Genomic DNA, 19,350 nt, shown 5'->3' with positions numbered 1-19,350 from the left:
AGATCAATAAATGCTTTGTTACTAGGCGCTAGAAGTGGTTCCGGTTTATGTATGACGTATTACAATCTTCGTCCATCTGTCTGCATGGACGGGAGAGTTGAAAAATATTTCTCAGGGCAGATCACACCCGACTATATTAATCGGCTCTTAATCTATATTGCCAGGGTTAGGTCACAACAAAAATAGACCACACCACTGGGGAGGAGGCTGAAATAGAGACGAGTTAATCGGCTAAAATAAGCTAAATACCGGAATATGTCGGTGATTACAAAAGGGTATCGCTCGCTTGTTGCCCCTGGAAAATCAATAACTTCTGAAGTTAGATTATTGGAAGGCTCATACGCAAAGAGCACCCAACAACCGCTGAAAATCTCCCTCCGATGCTCTAGTCCTCAGCCTATTGCCCCTATTTTTAGGCCACAATCAAAAATGAGCAGGGTGCTTCCTCCTCAACCTAACGATGACTGACTCGACGAATCAGGGTGGGGATTTGTGCTTTAAGCGGTGTTGGAATTACTCGGCAATGGGTGTAACAGCCGATAGCTCTTTTTGGGTTGAGTCGATCAAGCGTTAGCAACCTCGTTTGAGGACGTATAACTCTTTATCTGTGATTGTTCGTCGTTCGTCACTGAGGTTGCCCCTAAACCAACCGTGATACGCTGCCCTTAATCATTACTGTTTGCATGCCTACCCGTAAGCCAAGCTCCCATGTGGAGAACGTCCAATCGACAAAGGACTTAAAGCTCGGTGCCAACGCACAAAGCCAGGACGAGTTGTCTACCACCTCTTCAGAATCAGAGTCTCAGTCATCGCCCAACTTCCTTGATGAGCTGGTTAACGCTTTCCTCGATGATGATCACTTACTAGACTCGGAAGATGAACCGATTCAGCCGATGAAGAAAAAGTCGAACGGGCTGAGTCATTTTCAGCATCATAGCCAGTTGCTGATGGCTGTGGTAGATCCGGGTAGTTTTACTCTACGTTATGCCAATGACTACTTCTGGACGCTGATGGGTATGGCGGAGACTGGCACCCAGTTAAAGGGTCAAGAAATCCAGTTACCAGACTTATTACCAGATTTGAAGGGTACAGCGATTGACTCATTGTACCGACAGCACATCCTGCATCTGATATTCCGAGATATTTATCAGATTAAGGTTCCCAGGTCACGGCTGCTGGATCAACCCGTGATTGTTTCCTTGAAGAGTCCTCTTTACTCAGAACCGCGTTGGATTGAGTTGGCGTTTCGCTCAGAGCAACTGAAAATTTCCCGTCTGGATGCTCAAATCGATGAGTTGGCTGATTTGGATTTGCAGCCATGGCGGGTAGAGGAGGGTACTGTTCAGTCCATTGATTGGGAACCGTTGGAAGCTTGGAAACAGCGTCTGCGCTTGGACAATTACCAGCTAACTGGACAACTTTTATTGGAAGGCTCGGATGTGACGGAACGGGAAACCATTCGCCATATCATTGGGTTACTCATTGACCGGGATTCGATTCTCCGTCCTGATAAGTTTCGCCGAATTAATAAACGGTTGCGATCGCTGTTTCGGGCTACGAATAGCTTAATTATGAGTACGGAGAATGAGCATACACGACTGTTCATGAGTACCGAGCGTAAGGAATTAAGAGCCACGGTACATTCCTTAGAATCTCTGGCTGGCTCACATTTTTTACGAGCGGCAGATGCCAATCGCGTCTGGAACGTGCCTGATTTAACTCAAGATTGCCTAACCGACAGTGAGCGAGCGCTACTCAATCAGGGGGTACGTTCTATGTTACTGATTCCCTTGGTGGTTAAACCCCTAAAATCAGGCAAAGGTTCGCGACAGTTAGCGGGAATTGTGGGAATTATGAGCGATCGCCCCCATAATTTTGATGGCGTTGATTGCAAATATGCAGAAGAATTAATGCCTGCTTTTACCGCTGCTCTGCGTCAAGCGATTCAGCAGCGCTTTACCAATATTCACCCCTCGGTGGAGTGGCGCTTCCTGCAAGAAGCGGAACGCCGGAGTTGGGGGTTAGCGGCAGAACCGATTGTTTTTGCCAATGTCTATCCCTTATACGGCATCTCAGATATTCGTGGCTCCTCGGAAGAACGCAACCGTGCGATTCAGTCCGATTTACTGGAACAATTTCACCAGGGTTTACAGGTGGTAGATGCTGTCTGTCAGTTCCAGAAGAGTTCTTTGGGTGAACAGTTACGACTGGATTTACTCGAATATATCGAACACCTGAAAGAACGAGTGACAGTTGATGCTGAAGTCACCGCACTGAAATTTTTGAGCGATCGCCTAGAACTCTACTTAGACTATTTTGCCCAATGTGGTGCGGATGCTCAAGCGGCGGTGGAAACCTACCGTCAAAGCTGCAACAATGACCATAAATCGGTCTACGTTTCCCGTGCCCACTATGACAAAACCATTAGCCAGATTAACGCCCTGTTGAAACAAACCTGGGAACGTTGGCAAGTCCGGATGCAACAAATCATTTCCCATTACTGTGATGTGGAGTCCACAGACGGCATCAATCACATGATTTATGTGGGGGAATCCATCGACTCCAAATTTTCCATCTATCATCTGCGGAGTCTACGCTACGAACAGCTACGTGCCGTTTGTGACTGTGCTCGAACCGCGTTCAAGTTTCAAACCCTCTACAATACCCAAATGGAAGTCACCCACCTGGCTTTAGTGCAAGACCAGACGGTGGATATTATCCATGATGAAAATACCGAAAAACTGTTTGAAGTGCGAGGAACACGGGACATCCGCTATGAAATCGTGAAAAAGCGAATTGATAAAGCGGTGGATGAAGAATCTCGTACTCGCATCACTCAACCGGGAATGGTGACTTTGGTTTATTCCACCGAAGAAGAGTGGTCAGAATATCAACAATACCTGCGTTACCTGGCTCGTGAAGGCTGGGTGGATACAGAAATCCAATCGGGTACGGTTGAACCACTACAAGGGATAACGGGTTTAAAATTTGCCCGTGTTCGGGTTTTGCCCTCCACCGAGGGGGAAGAATTAGAATTAGCAACTCCGAGTGATGCTGTGGAAGAAGCTGTGGTTCAATAAGTTTCCCCATAAAGGTTGTGGGGCAGGCACCCCTGCTCCAAATTTCGCTGATTCTTGAACAATGGCTCCTCTGTAGAGCAGCAGCTTTTCCGTTAGCGTTGTTTTTCCAGCGTCGGGGTGGGAAATAATTGCAAAATTTCGACGGTGTTCAACGGCTTGAGCAATTCCGTCATCTGAGTTAGAAGACGTTATGAGCATGACAAAATCCTTAAACTCGCCCTATCTTGAGAGCCTCAATCGCTTTTACTCGATTGGCTCATTCCATAGGCAAAGCCGCTCTTGAAACCCAATACGGCAATGCCTGAGTTAATGTAATGGTGACGGAGCAATAGTTAGGGTGGGCACTGATGAGCGATCGCCAGCAGGCTGAGTCGGTTCGTTGTTATAGGGAGATAGTGACCCACGGCTTAAAGTATGGAATGCAGTACTCCACCTAAATTAATAGCACCTATGAGGCGATTCAACAAGTTGATTCGTTGGTGTAGGAGCTGGAAGCGCGAGTAATTAAGTTAACGAGGCTAACACCTCTACAATCTGCCAGCTTCCTTGGCTTCCTCACTCTATTGTGTAAGTAATAGGTTAAAATAAGAATTGTCTTGTTCCTAAAATTGCTAAGGCATTTAAATTTCAAAGATTACCCATATAAAAACAAGGAAAATTATGCCTACAGAGGGCAATATTATTTGTGTTGAAAAATCAGCAGGCACTATTCAGAAGATTGGTTATTCAGTTAAAATTGGTGACACCTATCAAAATTTTAAAATTCCTCTTGAAACAGCAATAAATTATTGTGAAAATAAAACGTTTAATTTTTATGTAAAAAAATTAGGGTCTAAAGTGTATGTAAATATCGTCAGACAGAAAGATGGCTCTTGTTATTTAAGGACTGTTGCTGATGATAAAACAATAAATAATCTAGGAGAGTTAGATGATTGTAGAAAATTCCAAACATTTGATATTGCAAACTAAGCAAAATTCATTTCAATTCTAAAACCATTTTACAGATTTATCAGGGTTCCAAGGTAACAAGTCAAGCTGAAAAAAATCTGAATTTTCAAATCCAAAATCTTTGAATATTTTCTCAAAAAATATTAAAGAGAATTCAATCAAATGTTGACAGTATTGTGAGTTAAATATAATAGGGGCTTCTTCAGCTTCACATAAACTGTATTGACGTAAATATTGATACACTTTCTTGTCATTTGATATTGACTTGAAAGTAATAATTTGATCGCCATGAACCAGTTTATTGCGAATAGATTGAACAGTTTTAAGAACTTTCCAATGAGTTTTATCAATTTTATAATCAATACCTTTCTTTAGAAAAACGGATACACGATCAATTCCTTTATCGCTGATTCCTTTTTCATTAAGTGAAATAGATATTTTAATATATTTACTAAAATAGTTTCTAGGATTGTAATTTTTTTAAATAAATTAAAACTTTATTAATGTTAATTAAAGTATTTTCTTCTATCTCTAAAACACGATGGAAGAGGGCATCTGGACTGTGTGAGGCTTTAAACAAATGTACATTATTACGAGAATATTGCATATCTTTTAATTCTGTCCAAATTTGAGCTATATCTGGATGTGGAACATCGGGATTTTTCTGTATTAACCAAGCATTTAAAACATTGCCAAATGTACGCCTTTTCTCATCCGTATTCAAAGGCAATCGACGCTTTTCAGCGTGCGCCCTAAGAACAGCTTCAGCAATAGATAATGCTAATAAAATAGATGCTTTAATTGCACCAGCACGAACAGTCCAATCTAAACGGTTTGCATAAGGTTTTGATGAAGAACAAGCACATCCTTCTTTTGTAAAATAAAGATTCTCAAGTAAAAATCTCTGAAAAATAAAATACTGTTCCTCACCGGCAACTACATCAATAATATTTTTATTCGGAATATTACACCATTCATTACGTAAAACAGCCTTAGTAGGTATATCGCAATTGGGTGGCTCAAAAAAGAAATCTACAGACATCAGATATATCTTCAAAACTTAAATTCACTGTAACCGCTTTAAACTTTTATTACAACCTAATACATTATATGGTTCCCACCCTCACAGGCACTTCTAGCCGTCCTGCTCACATCTGACCGCACAACCCGTGTCAATCCCTCTCATTGGAATAGCTCAGATACAGCAAAGGTAAAGCCAGGAATGACTTCTTCTCCATCGAGCGAGTCAGTGGATTTAAGCAGGCGATCGCGTCGTTCGTAGTTCTCGCTTTAGCGAGACGCATCCTCAACTTTTGCAAAATCATCCCATTCTTTCCCATAATTCCTTACAGGATATCTAACCCAAGAATCTCGTAACCACTCCCTGCCCTGATGTTCCAGATACCAGTGGACGCTGCTGCAAGACCAGTCATAGGGAGAATCTGACCAACTATGTTTCACTGGATTGTAGTGGATATAGTTCAGCGTTGTGTAATAGTGTCGCTCAGAGCGAATCGCCCGATCGCTATAGTAATACCAAACCTTCCGTCCCACAGCCTTATCTTCAAGATTCCATTGACGAGACATTGATCCATGAATCGAACGCAAAATTCGACCAATTTGGTCAAAGTCATTTACATACACCAAAAGGTGATAGTGATTGGGTAAAATAACCCAACCTCTCAACTCCATTCCCCAAGCAATGAACTGCTCAAAAAGCAAATCTAAAACCTGCTTGCGTCGTTTTTCACACCTCATGTGAGGTTGATGTTCATAACAAGATGCTGTCAAGAGATAAAATAATTGATCTCGAATTGGATGGGGTGGGCTATGGGGAGGATAGCCTTGTGCTAAGCGTTGTTGGACGACCTCAATGCGCTGAGCGGGAGTTAGGCGACGATATTCATACATAGAGTTTTTTTTATAACCGCCGCTAAAGCGGTTACTACGAGCCGAGTGCGGTCTTTATAGAGACTCAATTAAAGCGCCAGCAACAGCTTACTTTCTCATTATCGTACTCGTTGCTCTCACGATCGCATGATGGCTGATAAGTGGGCAGAGACGCAGTGCCTCAAAAGCTTTGCCTTTTTTCAAACAGCTACTTTAGGAGGTAATTTGAATACAACTGTTTTGAGGCGAGAGTGGCTTTCTAACACTCGGCGAGACATTATGGCGGGTGCTGTTGTGGCGCTGGCGCTGATTCCAGAGGCGATCGCATTTTCCATCATTGCAGGGGTTGACCCGAAAGTTGGGCTGTATGCCTCGTTTTGTATCGCCGTGGTGACAGCGATTGTGGGTGGACGCCCAGGGTTAATTTCAGCGGCAACTGGTGCAATGGCACTGCTGATGATTCACCTGGTTAAAGATCATGGATTGCAATACCTGTTTGCTGCCACGATTAAGGAGTAGCAATATTCCTGTATTGCTATTCCGTTAAGTCAATTTATATAAATTCAGCTTGATTATTTAATAAAGGAAACCCTTTCATGCAAATAATCAATCAAATCCATAAATCTTTTGGAAGATAGCAGCAATTGTCTATACTGTGGTACTGCTGACGGTGTTTATCGATTTAATGATAGCCGTAGCCGTGGGGCTATTTATTGCTAATATCTTGACCATTGAGCGCCTTGACCAACTTCAATCCAATTCCGTGAAAGCGATTACTGACGCTGACGATCAAATTGTCCTCACTGTCCAAGAAAAGTCGCCTGACTGTATTGCAAGAAAGTTTAGCTAGGGTTCGTGAAAAGCAAGGCTATAGCTACGATGAAACGGACAAACCTTTTCCTTCTCTTTCTTAATCAAAACATCATCAAAATTCTGATGTCAGCTAATGCTTCGATTCCTCAACTTTAGGTAAATTAGCCTCCAAGGTCAAACAATTACGACCATTCACCTGTAAGCGATATTCCACTCGATCCATCAATCGATTCATAATCAACCAACCATACCCACTTTCCTGCCGATCCTCTGGATTGGGCGGTAGATAAGTAGATAAGTCAAACCCTTGACCGTGATCCCAAATCTCCAAGATAATATCCCGATCTTTAAGCTCCAAGCGAATCAAAACCGGTAAATTGGGTTGGTCTCTATGAGCGTGGCGCACGACGTTGGAGTAAGCTTCTACCAACGCCAATCGCAAACGACTGGATTGACGTGGCCAATCTACAGAGTCACCGAGTTCTAATTCCAAAGTGCCGAGCAGCCAGCTTTCCACAATGCTCAAAAACTTCAAGTCACTTGGTATGTGCAACTCCGTTTTCATGAATTACAGAACCTCCAGAGAAAGGATAGTTTGGTCATCTTCCTGAACATTGTTCGTACGTTCTCGGATATGAGCTAATAAATTAGTTAGGTCAAAAGGTTCTGGCTCCTCCAGCAGAAGTTGCCAAAGTCCCGGTGATCCGAGCATTGAATTGGTTCGTGATTCCTCATTTTTAGTTAAGCCACTCCTAGCCGGCGTTTCGATCACAGTTGCCTCTGTAATGCCATCACTCGTTAACAGTACGATGTCACCCGGATTTAACGTTAAAATTCCGGCGTTGGCCTTCCAAATCGGTAAAATTCCGAGAGGAACGCCCCGAACCTTCAGATAATTCGGTTCCACTGTCACATTTTTTTCGGGTGAGTTTTGCTGCTCAACAACCAAGCGATGAGACCAGACAATGGGATAAATGTGACCGGAATTGGCATAAACGAACTGCCGTGATGTGGGTGTATAACGAGCCAGTACCATCGTGATAAAGCAGTTGGTACTGAACAAATCGTCGGACATGATGCTGTTGAGATTTCGCATCACAATTTCCGGTTCTGGAGAGGACTCTTGAGCCAGTTCCCGCCGCAAGATGGAAATCGCACTCGCCATGAATAGGGCGGCTGGAACCCCCTTGCCAGACACATCACCCACGGCTAGCCACACATCCCCCTGAGGATGAACGTAAACTTCAAAAAAATCGCCACCCACCTCTCGTGCTGGATAGCAGTGGGCTTGCACTCGAGCACCTTCAACCTCCGGCCAACTTTGACGCAGCAGGTTATTTTGGATTTGACGCGCTACTTGTAGCTCATCCCGCATTTGCTGAGCCATCAACAGCGTACTTTGGTAAAGCTTAGCCTGAGAAATCGCTAAAGCCGCCTGCTCACCAACCGACTCAATCAGTTGAATGTCTTCAGGCTTCCAAGGGTGTTCGCTCCCTTGCTGGTAGAGAGACAAAACCGCCATGATTTGTTGTTGGAAAATCAGGGGAACGACGAGATACACCGAAGGATGCCCCGGAGTGTTGTCGTGAACAATCTCTGTTTTTTGGCTTTCTAGGACACGTTGCAGAATCGATGCGGTGTGGGGAATAGAGAAGGCGGCTTGCCTATCCGCTTGGTAAAAGAAAGATTCTGGGAGCAATTGCTCACCATCGACGGATTGTAACAGGCAACCCGTTGCCTCAAAATTGCGACCAATCATGGTAACAACCGTTTGCAGCATACTCTGATAATCGAGTGACTCGCGAATCGCTGTTGTCACCACATTGAAAAGTTCTTCTCGTCGCAAGGCGCGGCGGAGTTCATGGGTTCTTTGCTTCAGGACTCGGTAGGTATCGGCGGCTTGTTGAACAACCGCTTTGAGATTTTCGGGATTCCAAGGCTTGGTAATGTATTTAAAGACCTTGCCTGAGTTAATCGCTTCCACCAAATCTTCAACATCCGTGTAGCCTGTTAAGAGGATGCGAATGGTATCGGGGAAACGTTCAACGGTCTTGCTTAAGAATTCTGTTCCATTCATTAGGGGCATCCGCTGATCAGAAATAATCACAGCCATCTCCCCTTGAGTTTTCAACAAGTTCAAAGCGCTCACAGCCCCATCCGCTTTGAAGACTTGAAAATCTCGTCGGAATGTTCTATATAGCAAATCCAGGTTGTCAGGCTCGTCGTCCACCACCATTAGTTTAAGTCTGCTTTGATCTGCCTGACTCATTTGCTTACTCCAGATCCAGGTTAGTTAGAGACGACAGCTTGAGGATTAGCCGATTGGTTTGGGGGAGGCTTTTCTGGCTACCAATCACCATTCTCTAAGCCTTCTTTCCACTTGAGATGCTCCTGGGATTTGACTCAGTGGTGCGCCGCTTAATCACTATCAGTATCTTCTCAACGGGTTGCTGAGACTGTCGATGGATTACACTCTTTGTGACCGCATGGGCAAAATGTATTTGAAATGTATTTGAACCTTAACAGCATAAATGAGCGTCTGGTTGACTAGCAATAATTTATCCCATGACTCAAGAAGCCTGAAGTGCATATTGAATCTTAGCGCAGGGGGATTCTCTTTCTAGTGATTTCCTCATTCTTCCGTTCCTACTTCAGATGAGACAAGCCAGCAGTAGGGAGTACCGCTGGCTCTCGATTAGTACGTCTATTGACGCCCACGCCCACTGATTGGGAAGGTGACTGATATCCCTAGCAAATGAGTATTTAACCCACCAAACCCGAACGAAGGGCGCGGACAGCCGCTTGTGTTCGGTCATCAGCACACAGCTTATTCAAGATATTCCGGACATGGGTTTTGACAGTACCTACCGTGATGTATAATCTCTCAGCGATCGCGGCATTGCTACAACCTTCAACGATGAGCTGCAAAACCTCTAATTCTCGCTCTGTTAAGGGGTCAGCTTCAATCAATTTGCTATATTCCGATTCAGTCGCGTTGATCGTCACGGTTTTCAGTGCCGCCGCCGTCTCTGTCCCCCTGTCCATTGACTTGGTTTTATTCAGAACGATTTTGGCGATCGCTGGATCAATCCAAGCGTTCCCTTCGTTGGTGACTTGTATCGCTTCTAGTAAATTATCAAAACTGATGTTCTTCATGCAGTAAGAATCAGCACCAGCCGCGAAAGCCGCTAACACAGCGTCTTCGTTATCCTGCAACGTCAGTACCAGAATTCTGGTTTGGGCCTCCTCCTCGGAGGATTGAGCATCTTTAAAGCGCCTTGTCAATTCAATCCCATCCATATCGGGAAGACCAATGTCAACGATCCCGATATCCGGTCTGGCCGTTTCCAATAAGTTCAGACCTTCAGCCGCATTAGCGGCCTCACCCACAAATTCAATTTCACTACGCTGTTGTAGCGCTGTTCTAATCCCGACCCGTGTTAGGTCATGGTCTTCAATGAGAGCAACACGAATTTTACTCATCTTTCACGTCCAGGCTGTGGAATTTTCTAGCTCTTACACAGGAAGTTTATGAAGTTCTGGTCTAGCGTCGAGTGATGTCCACCCATTGGTAGGGGTAGGGATTTCAGCACTTCAGATACATTCTGAATAATACTGTAATTAAACAAACGTCTTTTACCATTGGCTTAAATTAAAGGCTTGGTGGAGACACCTTAAACTTTTAATTTTGGAGCTAAAACTCTTTAAAAGAATCCGTATATGGATATATCCTTTAATCCCAATATATCAACCTCTGGCAACGATTTTGACGATTTGCAAAATCCCCAGAGCCTTGCTCGACGCCTAGAGACCAGTGAAGCCAGAATTTACGGTCTTCTGGCTACCCTACCTCAAATTGTTTGGCTGGCACAAATCAATGGCTCAGTCACTAATTTTAACCCCCGTTGGTATGAGTATACCGGTTTAACCGCCTCAGAATCACTGGGCTGGGGATTTCTCAAGGCTATACACCCAGAAGACCGGGATAGCTTATGGCCCAGCTATGCCGCCAGTGCTGTCGTGAGTGAATCGGTGGCTTCCAATCCAGGGGGATGCGACCCGATTGAATGCCGCATTCGTGACTCAGATGGGATTTACCGCTGGTTTATCGGGCAACGAATGCCAGTCAAGGATACACAGGGTCAGATTTTAGAATGGGTGGCTATTTATACGCTCAAAGATCAGCCTCTTTACCCGATTAACCATAGCGTTGGTGACCAAGAAAGAGGCAAGAGTAATATCAGCTCTTCCCTGAAGCCAGCAAGGGCATCTTCCTTCGCCCTTTCTTCTTTTGCCAGTTCTTCCAGCCGCTCAAACTTCTCGGTGTGTTCCCCAGATCCGAAATCTTTTGGGCGACGAATTGAACTCACTCCCGTGTTAGCGACATTATCCCAGCAGGAATCAACCTTATGTGACATCCCTAAGTCCGCCCAACACCGCCGTCGAAATTGGCTCAATGAACTGTCACATACCATTATTTGGGAAACAGATGCCACAACCGAACAATTTACCTTTGTCAGCCACAGTGCTGAGCAGGTATTGGGCTATCCGGTGGAGCAGTGGCTGGAAAACCCCGATTTTTGGGTTAATTTGATTCATCCCGAAGATCGACAGTGGACGGTGGCGGTATGCCGTAAGAAAATAATTCAAGACCGAGATTATGAACTAGAGTATCGATGTTTAACCGCCGATCATCGAGTCGTCTGGTTGCGCGATCGCGCATACATGATTCGTGACGAACAAGGGCAAGTACACAAGCGTCGTGGGCTGATGGTAGACATTACCTTAGCAAAACTTGCGGAAGTCGAACTCCAAGCCCGTCTTCGTCAGCAAGCTGCGATCGCCCAACTCGGTCAACAGGCGCTCTTGCGTGCCCCCTTGTCTAGCCTCATGGACGAATGCCTTAATCTAATCTGCCAAATCCTAGGAGTTGAGTATTGTCAAGTGTGGGAATGGCTTCCCGATAACAATACCTTGAAACTCCGAGCCGGCTTCGGATGGCGAGAGGGGCTAGTCGGGCAAGCGTTAATTGATGCCAGCGCCAATACACAGGCGGGTTATACCTTGCAATCCGGTCAACCCGTGGTGGTAGAAAACCTGCGCGGCGAAACCCGCTTCCAGGGTTCACCCTTGCTGCACGAGCATGACATTTGCAGTGGCCTGAGTGTGATTATGGGAGGCATGTCCTTGACCCGACAAGAAGGAGAGGAGGAGCTCCCGGATATAGCTTTAGAGAGCCAGCAAGAGCAACAGAATTCCTCAACTCAAGATGAGCCACCCACTTTTGCCCCAGCCCTTCTCACTCGAACACCACTGCCCTCCTCCCTCCAACGGCGGTACCTTCCAGAACTCAATGGGGCTACCTTATCCCGTCAACCCTGGGGCGTTTTAGCGGCTCACACCAGTAGACAACGGGTGTTTAGCCAGAGTGATGTAGATTTTCTTCAGTCTGTCGCTAACGTCCTAGCCGGAGCCATGCAGTCTCAGCAAACCGATGCAGCCCTCTACGAGGCAACAGCCCAACTGGCTCAAACCACAGCCGCCTTAGAAAAGCGCAGCAAAGAACTTGACGAATTTGCCTATATTACCTCTCATGATTTGAAAGCACCCCTACGTGCGATCGCGAACTTATCGCAGTGGATTGAGGAAGATATCGCCCATCAACTCGATGCAGAAAACCGCCATCAACTCCAACTGCTACGGGGAAGAGTTTACCGCTTAGAAGCCCTAATCGAGGGTCTATTGCAGTATTCTCGTGCAGGACGGCTGAAATCAGAGCCACAAGAGGTGGATGTTGGTCTGTTGTTAAAACATGTGATCGATACCCTGAATCCACACGCTCAATTTAGGATTATCATTGCGCCAGGAATGCCCACGCTGATGACGGAGCGGTTACCCCTTGAGCGAGTTTTTACTCAGTTAATTGATAATGCAATTAAACACCACCCCTTAGCGGATGGAACAGTCATGATCGGCATTGAGGAACAACCCGATGCTTATGAGTTTAGGGTCGTCGATGATGGTTTGGGCATCGCCCCTCAGTTTCATGAAAGAGTGTTTGGCATCTTTCAGACACTACAAGCCAAGGACACCCATGAGAACACAGGGTTAGGTTTAGCGATCGCCAAACGGATTGTAGAAGGCAAAGGAGGTACCATCCGATTAGAATCTCAAGAAGGTCAGGGCGCAACGTTTTATTTCACCTGGCCCAAGGTGTTGCGCTGAGTATGGCTCAAGACTGAGGAGCAGAGGAGCGGGGGAGCAGAGGAGCAGGGGCGCGGGGGAGCGGGGGAGCGGGGGAGCAGGGGAGCAGGGGAGCAGGGGAGCAGAGGATTAGAAATTATAAGCTTATGTGCATTTAATTTAAAGAGTATACTTTTCAGATTTGGGGAAAAACCATCAATCTCTCGCCCCTCCCCCCCTCTCCTCACCTTTTTTTGCGATGACTTGTACTTGCAGAAATTAATCATGGACGCCTCAAAATTTTCGAGTACTCGGCTTAAGTTCCCATCCGATGTTTGGGTTCGTAGGCGAGGCGCTTTTATTATCTCGATTCCAGTGATTTGCTTGTTGGCTTCCATTTTGGTGATCGCTGCTTTGCGTGCTCGAACGATTGCGGTTCGACAACAGGAGCAACAAAGTCAGAAAACGGTTACCGATACCAGCCGCTTGTTGAAAGAACTCATTGAGGCAGAGACAGGGGTTCGAGGGTATGTGATTACCAGGCGTCCAGAATTTCTCAGTCCTTATTTAAAGGCCAAAGCTCTCCTCCCTCAGTCGGTGGACACTCTTTACGCTCAAGTTGAAAACTATCCCGCACGGCGTCAGCAATTCCAAGAAATTCTCTCGTTAGCACGTCAACAATTTCAGCTTTTAGAGCAGACGCTAGAGACAAGTGATCGGCAAGGAGCCACAGCAGGAACCTCTACCCTCATCACGGAGCGATTGCAAGAGAGCCGATTGAACATGGATGAGCTGCGCCAAGCCATTTCGGAGTTTTACGAGCAAGAAAAACGCTGGCAGAATGATCGCCAAGTGCAAGCCTTCCGGTGGGCGAGGGTGACAACAATTGTACAGTGGACTTGTTTAGCGGTGGGTCTGCTGGGTTCTGGAGCCGCTCTGTGCCTATTTAATCAGTTAGACCAAGATCGACGCCAGCAGGCAAGCCGTTTGCGAACAAATAATTTATATTTACAAGCTATTTTCGATCATGTTGTCGATGGCATCATCATTGTCAATTCGCGCGGCTACATTCAATCGGCAAATAGTGCAACTGGAGAAATCTTTGGTTATGAACCCAGTGAACTTCAAGGGGTACATCTACAACGACTTATGGCAGAACTGTTTGCAGAAGATAGTGGTCAAGCGATGAAGTCTTTGGTGGGGAAGAATCACGATAAGCTACGCCTGCAACAGGAAACAGTGGGTCGTCAAAAGAGTGGTCAAATCTTCCCAATGGAGTTTGCGCTCAGCGAGATGCAGCTAGATAATGAGCATCTGTTTATTGTGATTGTGCGTGATATCACAGAACGCAAACAATCACAAGATATCTTGTTGAAACAAGCTCAGTTGCTCAATTTAGCCAATGACACTATTATCGTGCGTGACCTCAACGACACTATCACTTATTGGAATCAAGGAGCACAACGGCTTTATGGTTTCTCACCAGCCGAAGCTGTGGGTCAATGTATCCACAGTCTCCTGCAAACAGAAGTTCCTCAACCGTTGGAGGAAATTGAAGAAGCTTTGTTTCAGCAAGGATATTGGAGTGGGGAACTGATGCATTCCCGAAGGGATGGTAGCCGTGTTTTCGTGAAAAGCGGCTGGACATTACAACGGGACGAGACAGGAATGCCATTGGCTTTCTTGGAAATTAATCAGGATATTACAGAGCGTAAGCAAGCAGAAGCGGCTCTGCGAAAGAGCGAAGAGTTATATCGCACCCTGGTGAAAAATTTCCCCAATGGAGCCGTGTTTCTGTTTGATCAACAAATGCGATATTCCATTGCCGAAGGCACGGGATTAGCCAACATTAATCTTAATAGTGAATTGCTGACCGGGAAGACGATTTGGGAGACATTACCTCTGGAAACGGCTCAAATCCTAGAGCCAATTTATCGTGAGGCGCTCCAAGGAAAAAGGACGGTGACAGAAATTCCCTTTAGCGATCGCTTTTACTGTGTCCATGTCCTGCCTGTCATCAACGAAGACGGCGAAATTTTGTTGGGGATGACGATGACGCAAGATATCACCGAGAGTAAAAAAGCCCAACAAGCGTTACGAGCGCGTGCGGATGAATTAGCTCGACTCACAACCGTACTCGCCCAAACCACAACAAACTTAGAGAAGCGAAATGCCGAACTCGATCAATTTGCCTACATTGTATCTCACGACCTCAAGGCTCCCTTAAGGGCGATCGCCAACCTCGCCCAGTGGCTGGAAGAAGACCTCGCAGACTCCTTAACCGCAGAAACTCGGCATCAAATGGACTTGCTCCAAGGTCGTGTGCATCGCATGGAAGCCTTAATTAATGGTCTTTTACAGTACTCCCGTGTGGGACGTTTCCGCACAGAGTTAGAACTGGTGGATATGGAGATTTTACTCGCTGAGGTGATTGATTCGTTGGCACCCCCTCCCGAATTTACAATCACGGTAATGCCAGACATGCCAACGCTTTGGATCGAACGAGTGCCCCTAGAACAAGTCTTTGCCAATTTAATCGGGAATGGGATTAAGCATCATCACCGAAAAGATGGGAAAATTGTCATTTCCGCACAAGAACACACAGATTGTTACGAATTTGCCATTGCTGATAATGGCCCAGGCATTGCCCCTGAGTTCCATGAAAAAGTCTTTATCATGTTTCAAACCTTAGAACCCCGTGACAAGGTAGAAAGTACGGGTGTGGGTTTGGCGATTGTAAAAAAGATTATTGAAGATAAGGGCGGAACCATTGTCCTAGAATCCGCTCCAAGTCAGGGAGCCACCTTTCGCTTTACCTGGCCTAAACAACCGATGGCATGAGGGAGTTAAGCCATGAACGAGAAACAAACCAGCGTGTTACTGATTGATGATGACGAAGTCGATGTCATGACCGTCAAACGGGCTTTTAAGAAAAACAACATTACCCATCCCTTATACGTAGCGGCGAATGGGGTCGAAGCCTTAGCCCTGTTACGGAGTAACGAACTGCCCAAACTGTTACCAGGACAGCGAAGACTGATTTTATTGGATTTGAATATGCCCAAAATGGGTGGCATCGAGTTTCTCCGAGAGTTACGGACTGACGACGAACTCCGATCTCTCCCCGTCATTGTGCTGACGACATCCAATGAGGATAAAGATAAAGTTGAAGCTTATAATCTCAATGTCGCTGGTTATATCATCAAGCCAGTCACATTTACAAAATTTGTAGAAACTATGGCAACACTGAATAAATATTGGATGCTGAATGAGATGCCCTAAAATCTGATCGTTGGGATTGTGGATAAGCGAACGCCCATTTAAATTACATTTTCATGAAAACAGGATAAAAGCGAGCAATTACTCTCCCCCACTCCCCTTCCCCCTCCTCCCTGAACCGCTAAATTAAATGGATCACAGCTTATGGACGGGTGCCCTTTAAAAAATACTTATTTTGATATGACTTAAGGAAAATCAACCTGCCGCAGTGTAGAGATAAGAATCATATCATTTTTTTCAGAATAATTGTTAATAGCCAACAGCGAACGGCTAGCAGCGAGCAGCTAACAGCTAATTATGGAAGAAATTATCAAAATCTTGGTGGTGGAAGATGATGAAGTGGATCGCATGGCGGTGAGCCGAGCGTTGAAAAGGGCTGGAATGTCAGTCGAAATTACAGCCTCAGTTGATTGCCACAGCGCTCTGGCTGCCTTGCTGCAAGGGAGCATTGGGGAGGATGGCAACGACACAACTCAAGAAACCCACCCCGCTAACGCCACCCTTAAAGAACCCAACTTTGATTGTGTTCTACTCGATTATCGCCTGCCCGATGGCGACGGATTGGGTCTGGTTCAACAAGTCCGGGGAATTGGCATCAAAGTGCCCTTGGTGGTGCTAACGGGTCAGGGAGACGAGCAACTGGCTGTTGAACTGATGAAAGCGGGGGCATCCGACTATCTGGCTAAAAGCAAACTCTCACCCGAAACCCTCTCACGCAGCGTTCGCAATGCGGTTCGCATTTACCGAGCGGAAAAGCAGGCAGCATCAGCCGACGAACGCTTGCGAGAAAGTGAAGAACGCTACCGCTTGGTACTCGAAGGCTCCAATGATGGGATATGGGATTGGGATCTCATCACCCATGCCATCTATTGCAATGACCGCCTTTATGAAATTATGGGCTTGTCAGCCGATGAGGTGGTGATTAATTACGATCTGGTTTGTCAGCTCATCCATCCAGAAGATCGCCTCAGAATTAGTCAGGCTGTCGCGGCTCACCTGCAAGATAACGTTGAACTCGATGTCGAATTTCGACTACTGCATAGCTCTGGAGAATATCGCTACTGCATGGCACGGGGTAAAGCTTGGCGAGATGCCCAAGGGAAACCCTTCCGGATGTCGGGCGTAATCAGCGACATTACCGAACGGAAACGAGCGGAAGAATCGTTGCGATTTTTGGCAGAGGCGAGTGCGATGCTTTCAGCCTCTTTGGACTACGAAAAGACGTTAGCAAGCCTCGCCCGACTTGCTGTGCCTTTCCTGGCGGATTTGTGCGTTGTCGATATTGTCGAAAACGGAGTTGTGCGACGGATGGGGGTTGCTCATGCTGACCCCACGCGGGACGAACAAGTCCGAAAACTGCACCATTTATACCCACCTGACCTCAACGGCACCCATCCGGCGATCAAGGTGATACAGACAGGGATCGCCGTCCTCGTTCCGGAAATGGCTGATCAGGAATGGATCGGGGCGACTTACAATGCTGAACACCTGCAAATTGTACAGGACATGAGCTTCAAGTCTTATATGACTGTACCTCTTTTAGTGCGGGGGCGGACTTTGGGGGCGATTTCTTTGGTCTCTACTCAACAAAGTCGTCGTTATAAGCCAGCCGATTTAGCCCTGGCAGAGGAACTCGCCCGTCGTGCGGCATTATCCCTAGAGAATGGTCAGCTTTATCGGGAGACACAGGAGACGAGTGAAAACCTGCGTCAGGCGATTTTGATTTTAGGAGAACAACAACAGCAACTGCGAACGTTACAACAACTAACGAATCTTCTGAACCAACGTTTAACGAACTTGCCCGGTTTGTTGCGAGAGATGGCAGAGGCGGTGGCAGGTGCGATTCCCGGTGCCCAGTTTTGTTGCATCATGCTGAATAACCCCCAGTGCGATGGACTGGTATTGACGGTGATGGCGGGAATTGAGACGGAAAAACTGCGATTGGAAAATGCCTTTTCTCCCCAGGGGGGGTTGCTCTATCAAGTTTTCTCAACGGGAGAATCTCAGTTAATTCAAAATCGAGAGGGTGAATCAGCGTCCTTACAGAAGCATCCGGCGGCGATGTACGCGGTGGCGATTGAATCGGTGCAATCGGGACGTCTAGGAGTGCTGACGATCGGGAATTGGCAAGATCACAATGCCTTTGATGAAGAAGACCGGAATCTGCTGGTGGCGGTTGGGGAACAAGCCGCGATCGCCATTGACAATGCTCGCATGATTAAAGCCTTGGAGGAGCAAGAAAAACGTTTAGAAGACCAAAATGAGATGCTGGCTCACAAGAATCAAGAACTGGAACATCAACGACAGCAGCTTCAGCTCAATAACCTGCAATTATTAGAAGCGGCACGGCTGAAATCTCAGTTTCTCGCCACCATGTCCCATGAGTTGCGTACACCGATGAATTCGGTGATTGGGTTTTCTCAGTTGCTCTTGCGCCAGCGTCACAACCCATTGACCTCGCAACAAACCGATATGATGAAGCGCATTCTCGACAATGGTAAACACCTGTTGGCGCTGATTGATGAAATCCTTGACCTCTCCAAGATTGACACGGGACGTTTGCAGTTGAAGCTGGAAACGTTTAACCTGATGACCTTAGTCAAGGCAACCGTGGAGGAGCTGCGATCGCTGGCAGATGAAAGGAACTTAATGCTGCATGTCCACGACCAGCTAAAAAATGCCAATGTGATTAATGATAGCGTTCGCCTGCGGCAGATCTTAGTCAATCTCCTCTCCAACGGAATTAAGTTTACCGAGACGGGCAGCGTGGAGGTGGAGGTAAAGGAGATTGCGCCTAATCGCTTGGTCATTGCAGTCAAGGATACAGGCATTGGCATTGCCGAAGAGGAGTTAGGACATATTTTTGAGGAGTTCCGGCAAATCGATCAAACAACCACTCGTCGGTATCCAGGTACAGGGTTAGGGCTAGCGATTACCAAATCCTTAGTGGAGTTGATGCAGGGAACCATTGAGGTTGAGAGTCAACTCGGTCAAGGGTCTACCTTCCGCATCGAACTGCCGAGAACTGTCAAACCCTCTACTTCAAACTTACCTCGCACCGGTCATAAACTCACTCAGCTTGGAGCCAGTTCTTTAAGCCATGGTTCTTTGACTCAGTCGTTGAAAAAGCCGACGGCGGGGAGGATACTGTATTAAT

At 46.3% G+C, this 19,350-nt stretch carries 11 protein-coding genes and 3 pseudogenes; 8 read left to right on the top strand and 6 right to left on the bottom strand.

Annotated elements, in window-relative coordinates; genetic code table 11:
• The first annotated feature begins 683 nt into the window (after nt 1–683).
• Entirely contained in the window at nt 684–3,080 is a 2,397-nt protein-coding gene (locus MIC7113_RS20035) for a hypothetical protein (protein ID WP_015183996.1), read from the top strand.
• Nucleotides 3,081–3,125: 45 nt separating this feature from the next.
• Here MIC7113_RS20035 and MIC7113_RS39050 read toward each other — a convergent pair.
• A pseudogene (locus tag MIC7113_RS39050) lies at nt 3,126–3,278 on the bottom strand (GTP-binding protein); the annotation flags it as partial.
• 462 nt (nt 3,279–3,740) lie between these two features.
• Here MIC7113_RS39050 and MIC7113_RS20030 point away from each other — a divergent pair.
• On the top strand, nt 3,741–4,049 hold the full coding sequence (locus MIC7113_RS20030) for a DUF3892 domain-containing protein (protein ID WP_015183994.1): 309 nt from the start codon (nt 3,741–3,743) through the stop codon (nt 4,047–4,049).
• Between the two features lie 442 nt (nt 4,050–4,491).
• Here MIC7113_RS20030 and MIC7113_RS20020 read toward each other — a convergent pair whose 3' ends face one another.
• The gene (locus tag MIC7113_RS20020; RefSeq protein WP_015183993.1) at nt 4,492–5,070 is read right to left on the bottom strand and encodes a hypothetical protein; all 579 of its coding nucleotides are present in this window, start codon (nt 5,068–5,070) and stop codon (nt 4,492–4,494) included.
• 248 nt (nt 5,071–5,318) lie between these two features.
• On the bottom strand, nt 5,319–5,939 hold the full coding sequence (locus tag MIC7113_RS20015) for an REP-associated tyrosine transposase (protein WP_015183992.1): 621 nt from the start codon (nt 5,937–5,939) through the stop codon (nt 5,319–5,321).
• A gap of 258 nt (nt 5,940–6,197) precedes the next feature.
• Between MIC7113_RS20015 and MIC7113_RS38195 the strand changes: the two are divergent.
• Nucleotides 6,198–6,428 (top strand): annotated as a pseudogene (locus tag MIC7113_RS38195) (SulP family inorganic anion transporter); the annotation flags it as partial.
• A 112-nt stretch (nt 6,429–6,540) separates the two neighbouring features.
• Nucleotides 6,541–6,735 (top strand): annotated as a pseudogene (locus MIC7113_RS20005) (sodium-independent anion transporter); the annotation flags it as partial.
• 126 nt (nt 6,736–6,861) lie between these two features.
• Here MIC7113_RS20005 and MIC7113_RS20000 read toward each other — a convergent pair.
• The 3 genes from MIC7113_RS20000 to MIC7113_RS19990 form a co-directional block, all read right to left on the bottom strand.
• Nucleotides 6,862–7,296, bottom strand: a complete 435-nt coding sequence (locus MIC7113_RS20000; RefSeq protein WP_015183990.1) for an ATP-binding protein — start codon at nt 7,294–7,296, stop codon at nt 6,862–6,864.
• Nucleotides 7,297–7,299: 3 nt separating this feature from the next.
• Nucleotides 7,300–9,000, bottom strand: coding sequence for a SpoIIE family protein phosphatase (locus MIC7113_RS19995; protein WP_015183989.1), 1,701 nt, complete (start codon nt 8,998–9,000; stop codon nt 7,300–7,302).
• A 494-nt stretch (nt 9,001–9,494) separates the two neighbouring features.
• Nucleotides 9,495–10,214: a response regulator gene (locus tag MIC7113_RS19990; RefSeq protein ID WP_015183988.1), complete on the bottom strand. Its 720-nt coding sequence runs from the start codon at nt 10,212–10,214 to the stop codon at nt 9,495–9,497.
• Between the two features lie 237 nt (nt 10,215–10,451).
• Here MIC7113_RS19990 and MIC7113_RS33615 point away from each other — a divergent pair, with 237 nt between their 5' ends.
• From MIC7113_RS33615 to MIC7113_RS19970, 4 genes are all read left to right on the top strand, one after another.
• Nucleotides 10,452–12,956 carry a PAS domain-containing protein gene (locus MIC7113_RS33615; RefSeq protein WP_015183987.1) on the top strand — a complete coding sequence of 835 codons (2,505 nt, stop codon included), beginning with the start codon at nt 10,452–10,454 and terminating at the stop codon, nt 12,954–12,956.
• Between the two features lie 243 nt (nt 12,957–13,199).
• Nucleotides 13,200–15,755: a PAS domain S-box protein gene (locus tag MIC7113_RS19980; protein WP_015183986.1), complete on the top strand. Its 2,556-nt coding sequence runs from the start codon at nt 13,200–13,202 to the stop codon at nt 15,753–15,755.
• Nucleotides 15,756–15,767: 12 nt separating this feature from the next.
• The gene (locus tag MIC7113_RS19975) at nt 15,768–16,196 is read left to right on the top strand and encodes a response regulator (protein WP_015183985.1); all 429 of its coding nucleotides are present in this window, start codon (nt 15,768–15,770) and stop codon (nt 16,194–16,196) included.
• Between the two features lie 294 nt (nt 16,197–16,490).
• Nucleotides 16,491–19,349: an ATP-binding protein gene (locus MIC7113_RS19970; RefSeq protein ID WP_015183984.1), complete on the top strand. Its 2,859-nt coding sequence runs from the start codon at nt 16,491–16,493 to the stop codon at nt 19,347–19,349.
• Nucleotide 19,350: the final 1 nt, after the last annotated feature.

Origin of the sequence: Allocoleopsis franciscana PCC 7113 (genome assembly GCF_000317515.1) — a bacterium.
GTDB classification, from domain to species: Bacteria; Cyanobacteriota; Cyanobacteriia; order Cyanobacteriales; family Coleofasciculaceae; genus Allocoleopsis; species Allocoleopsis franciscana.
This window is presented reverse-complemented; position numbering and strand designations above follow the sequence as displayed.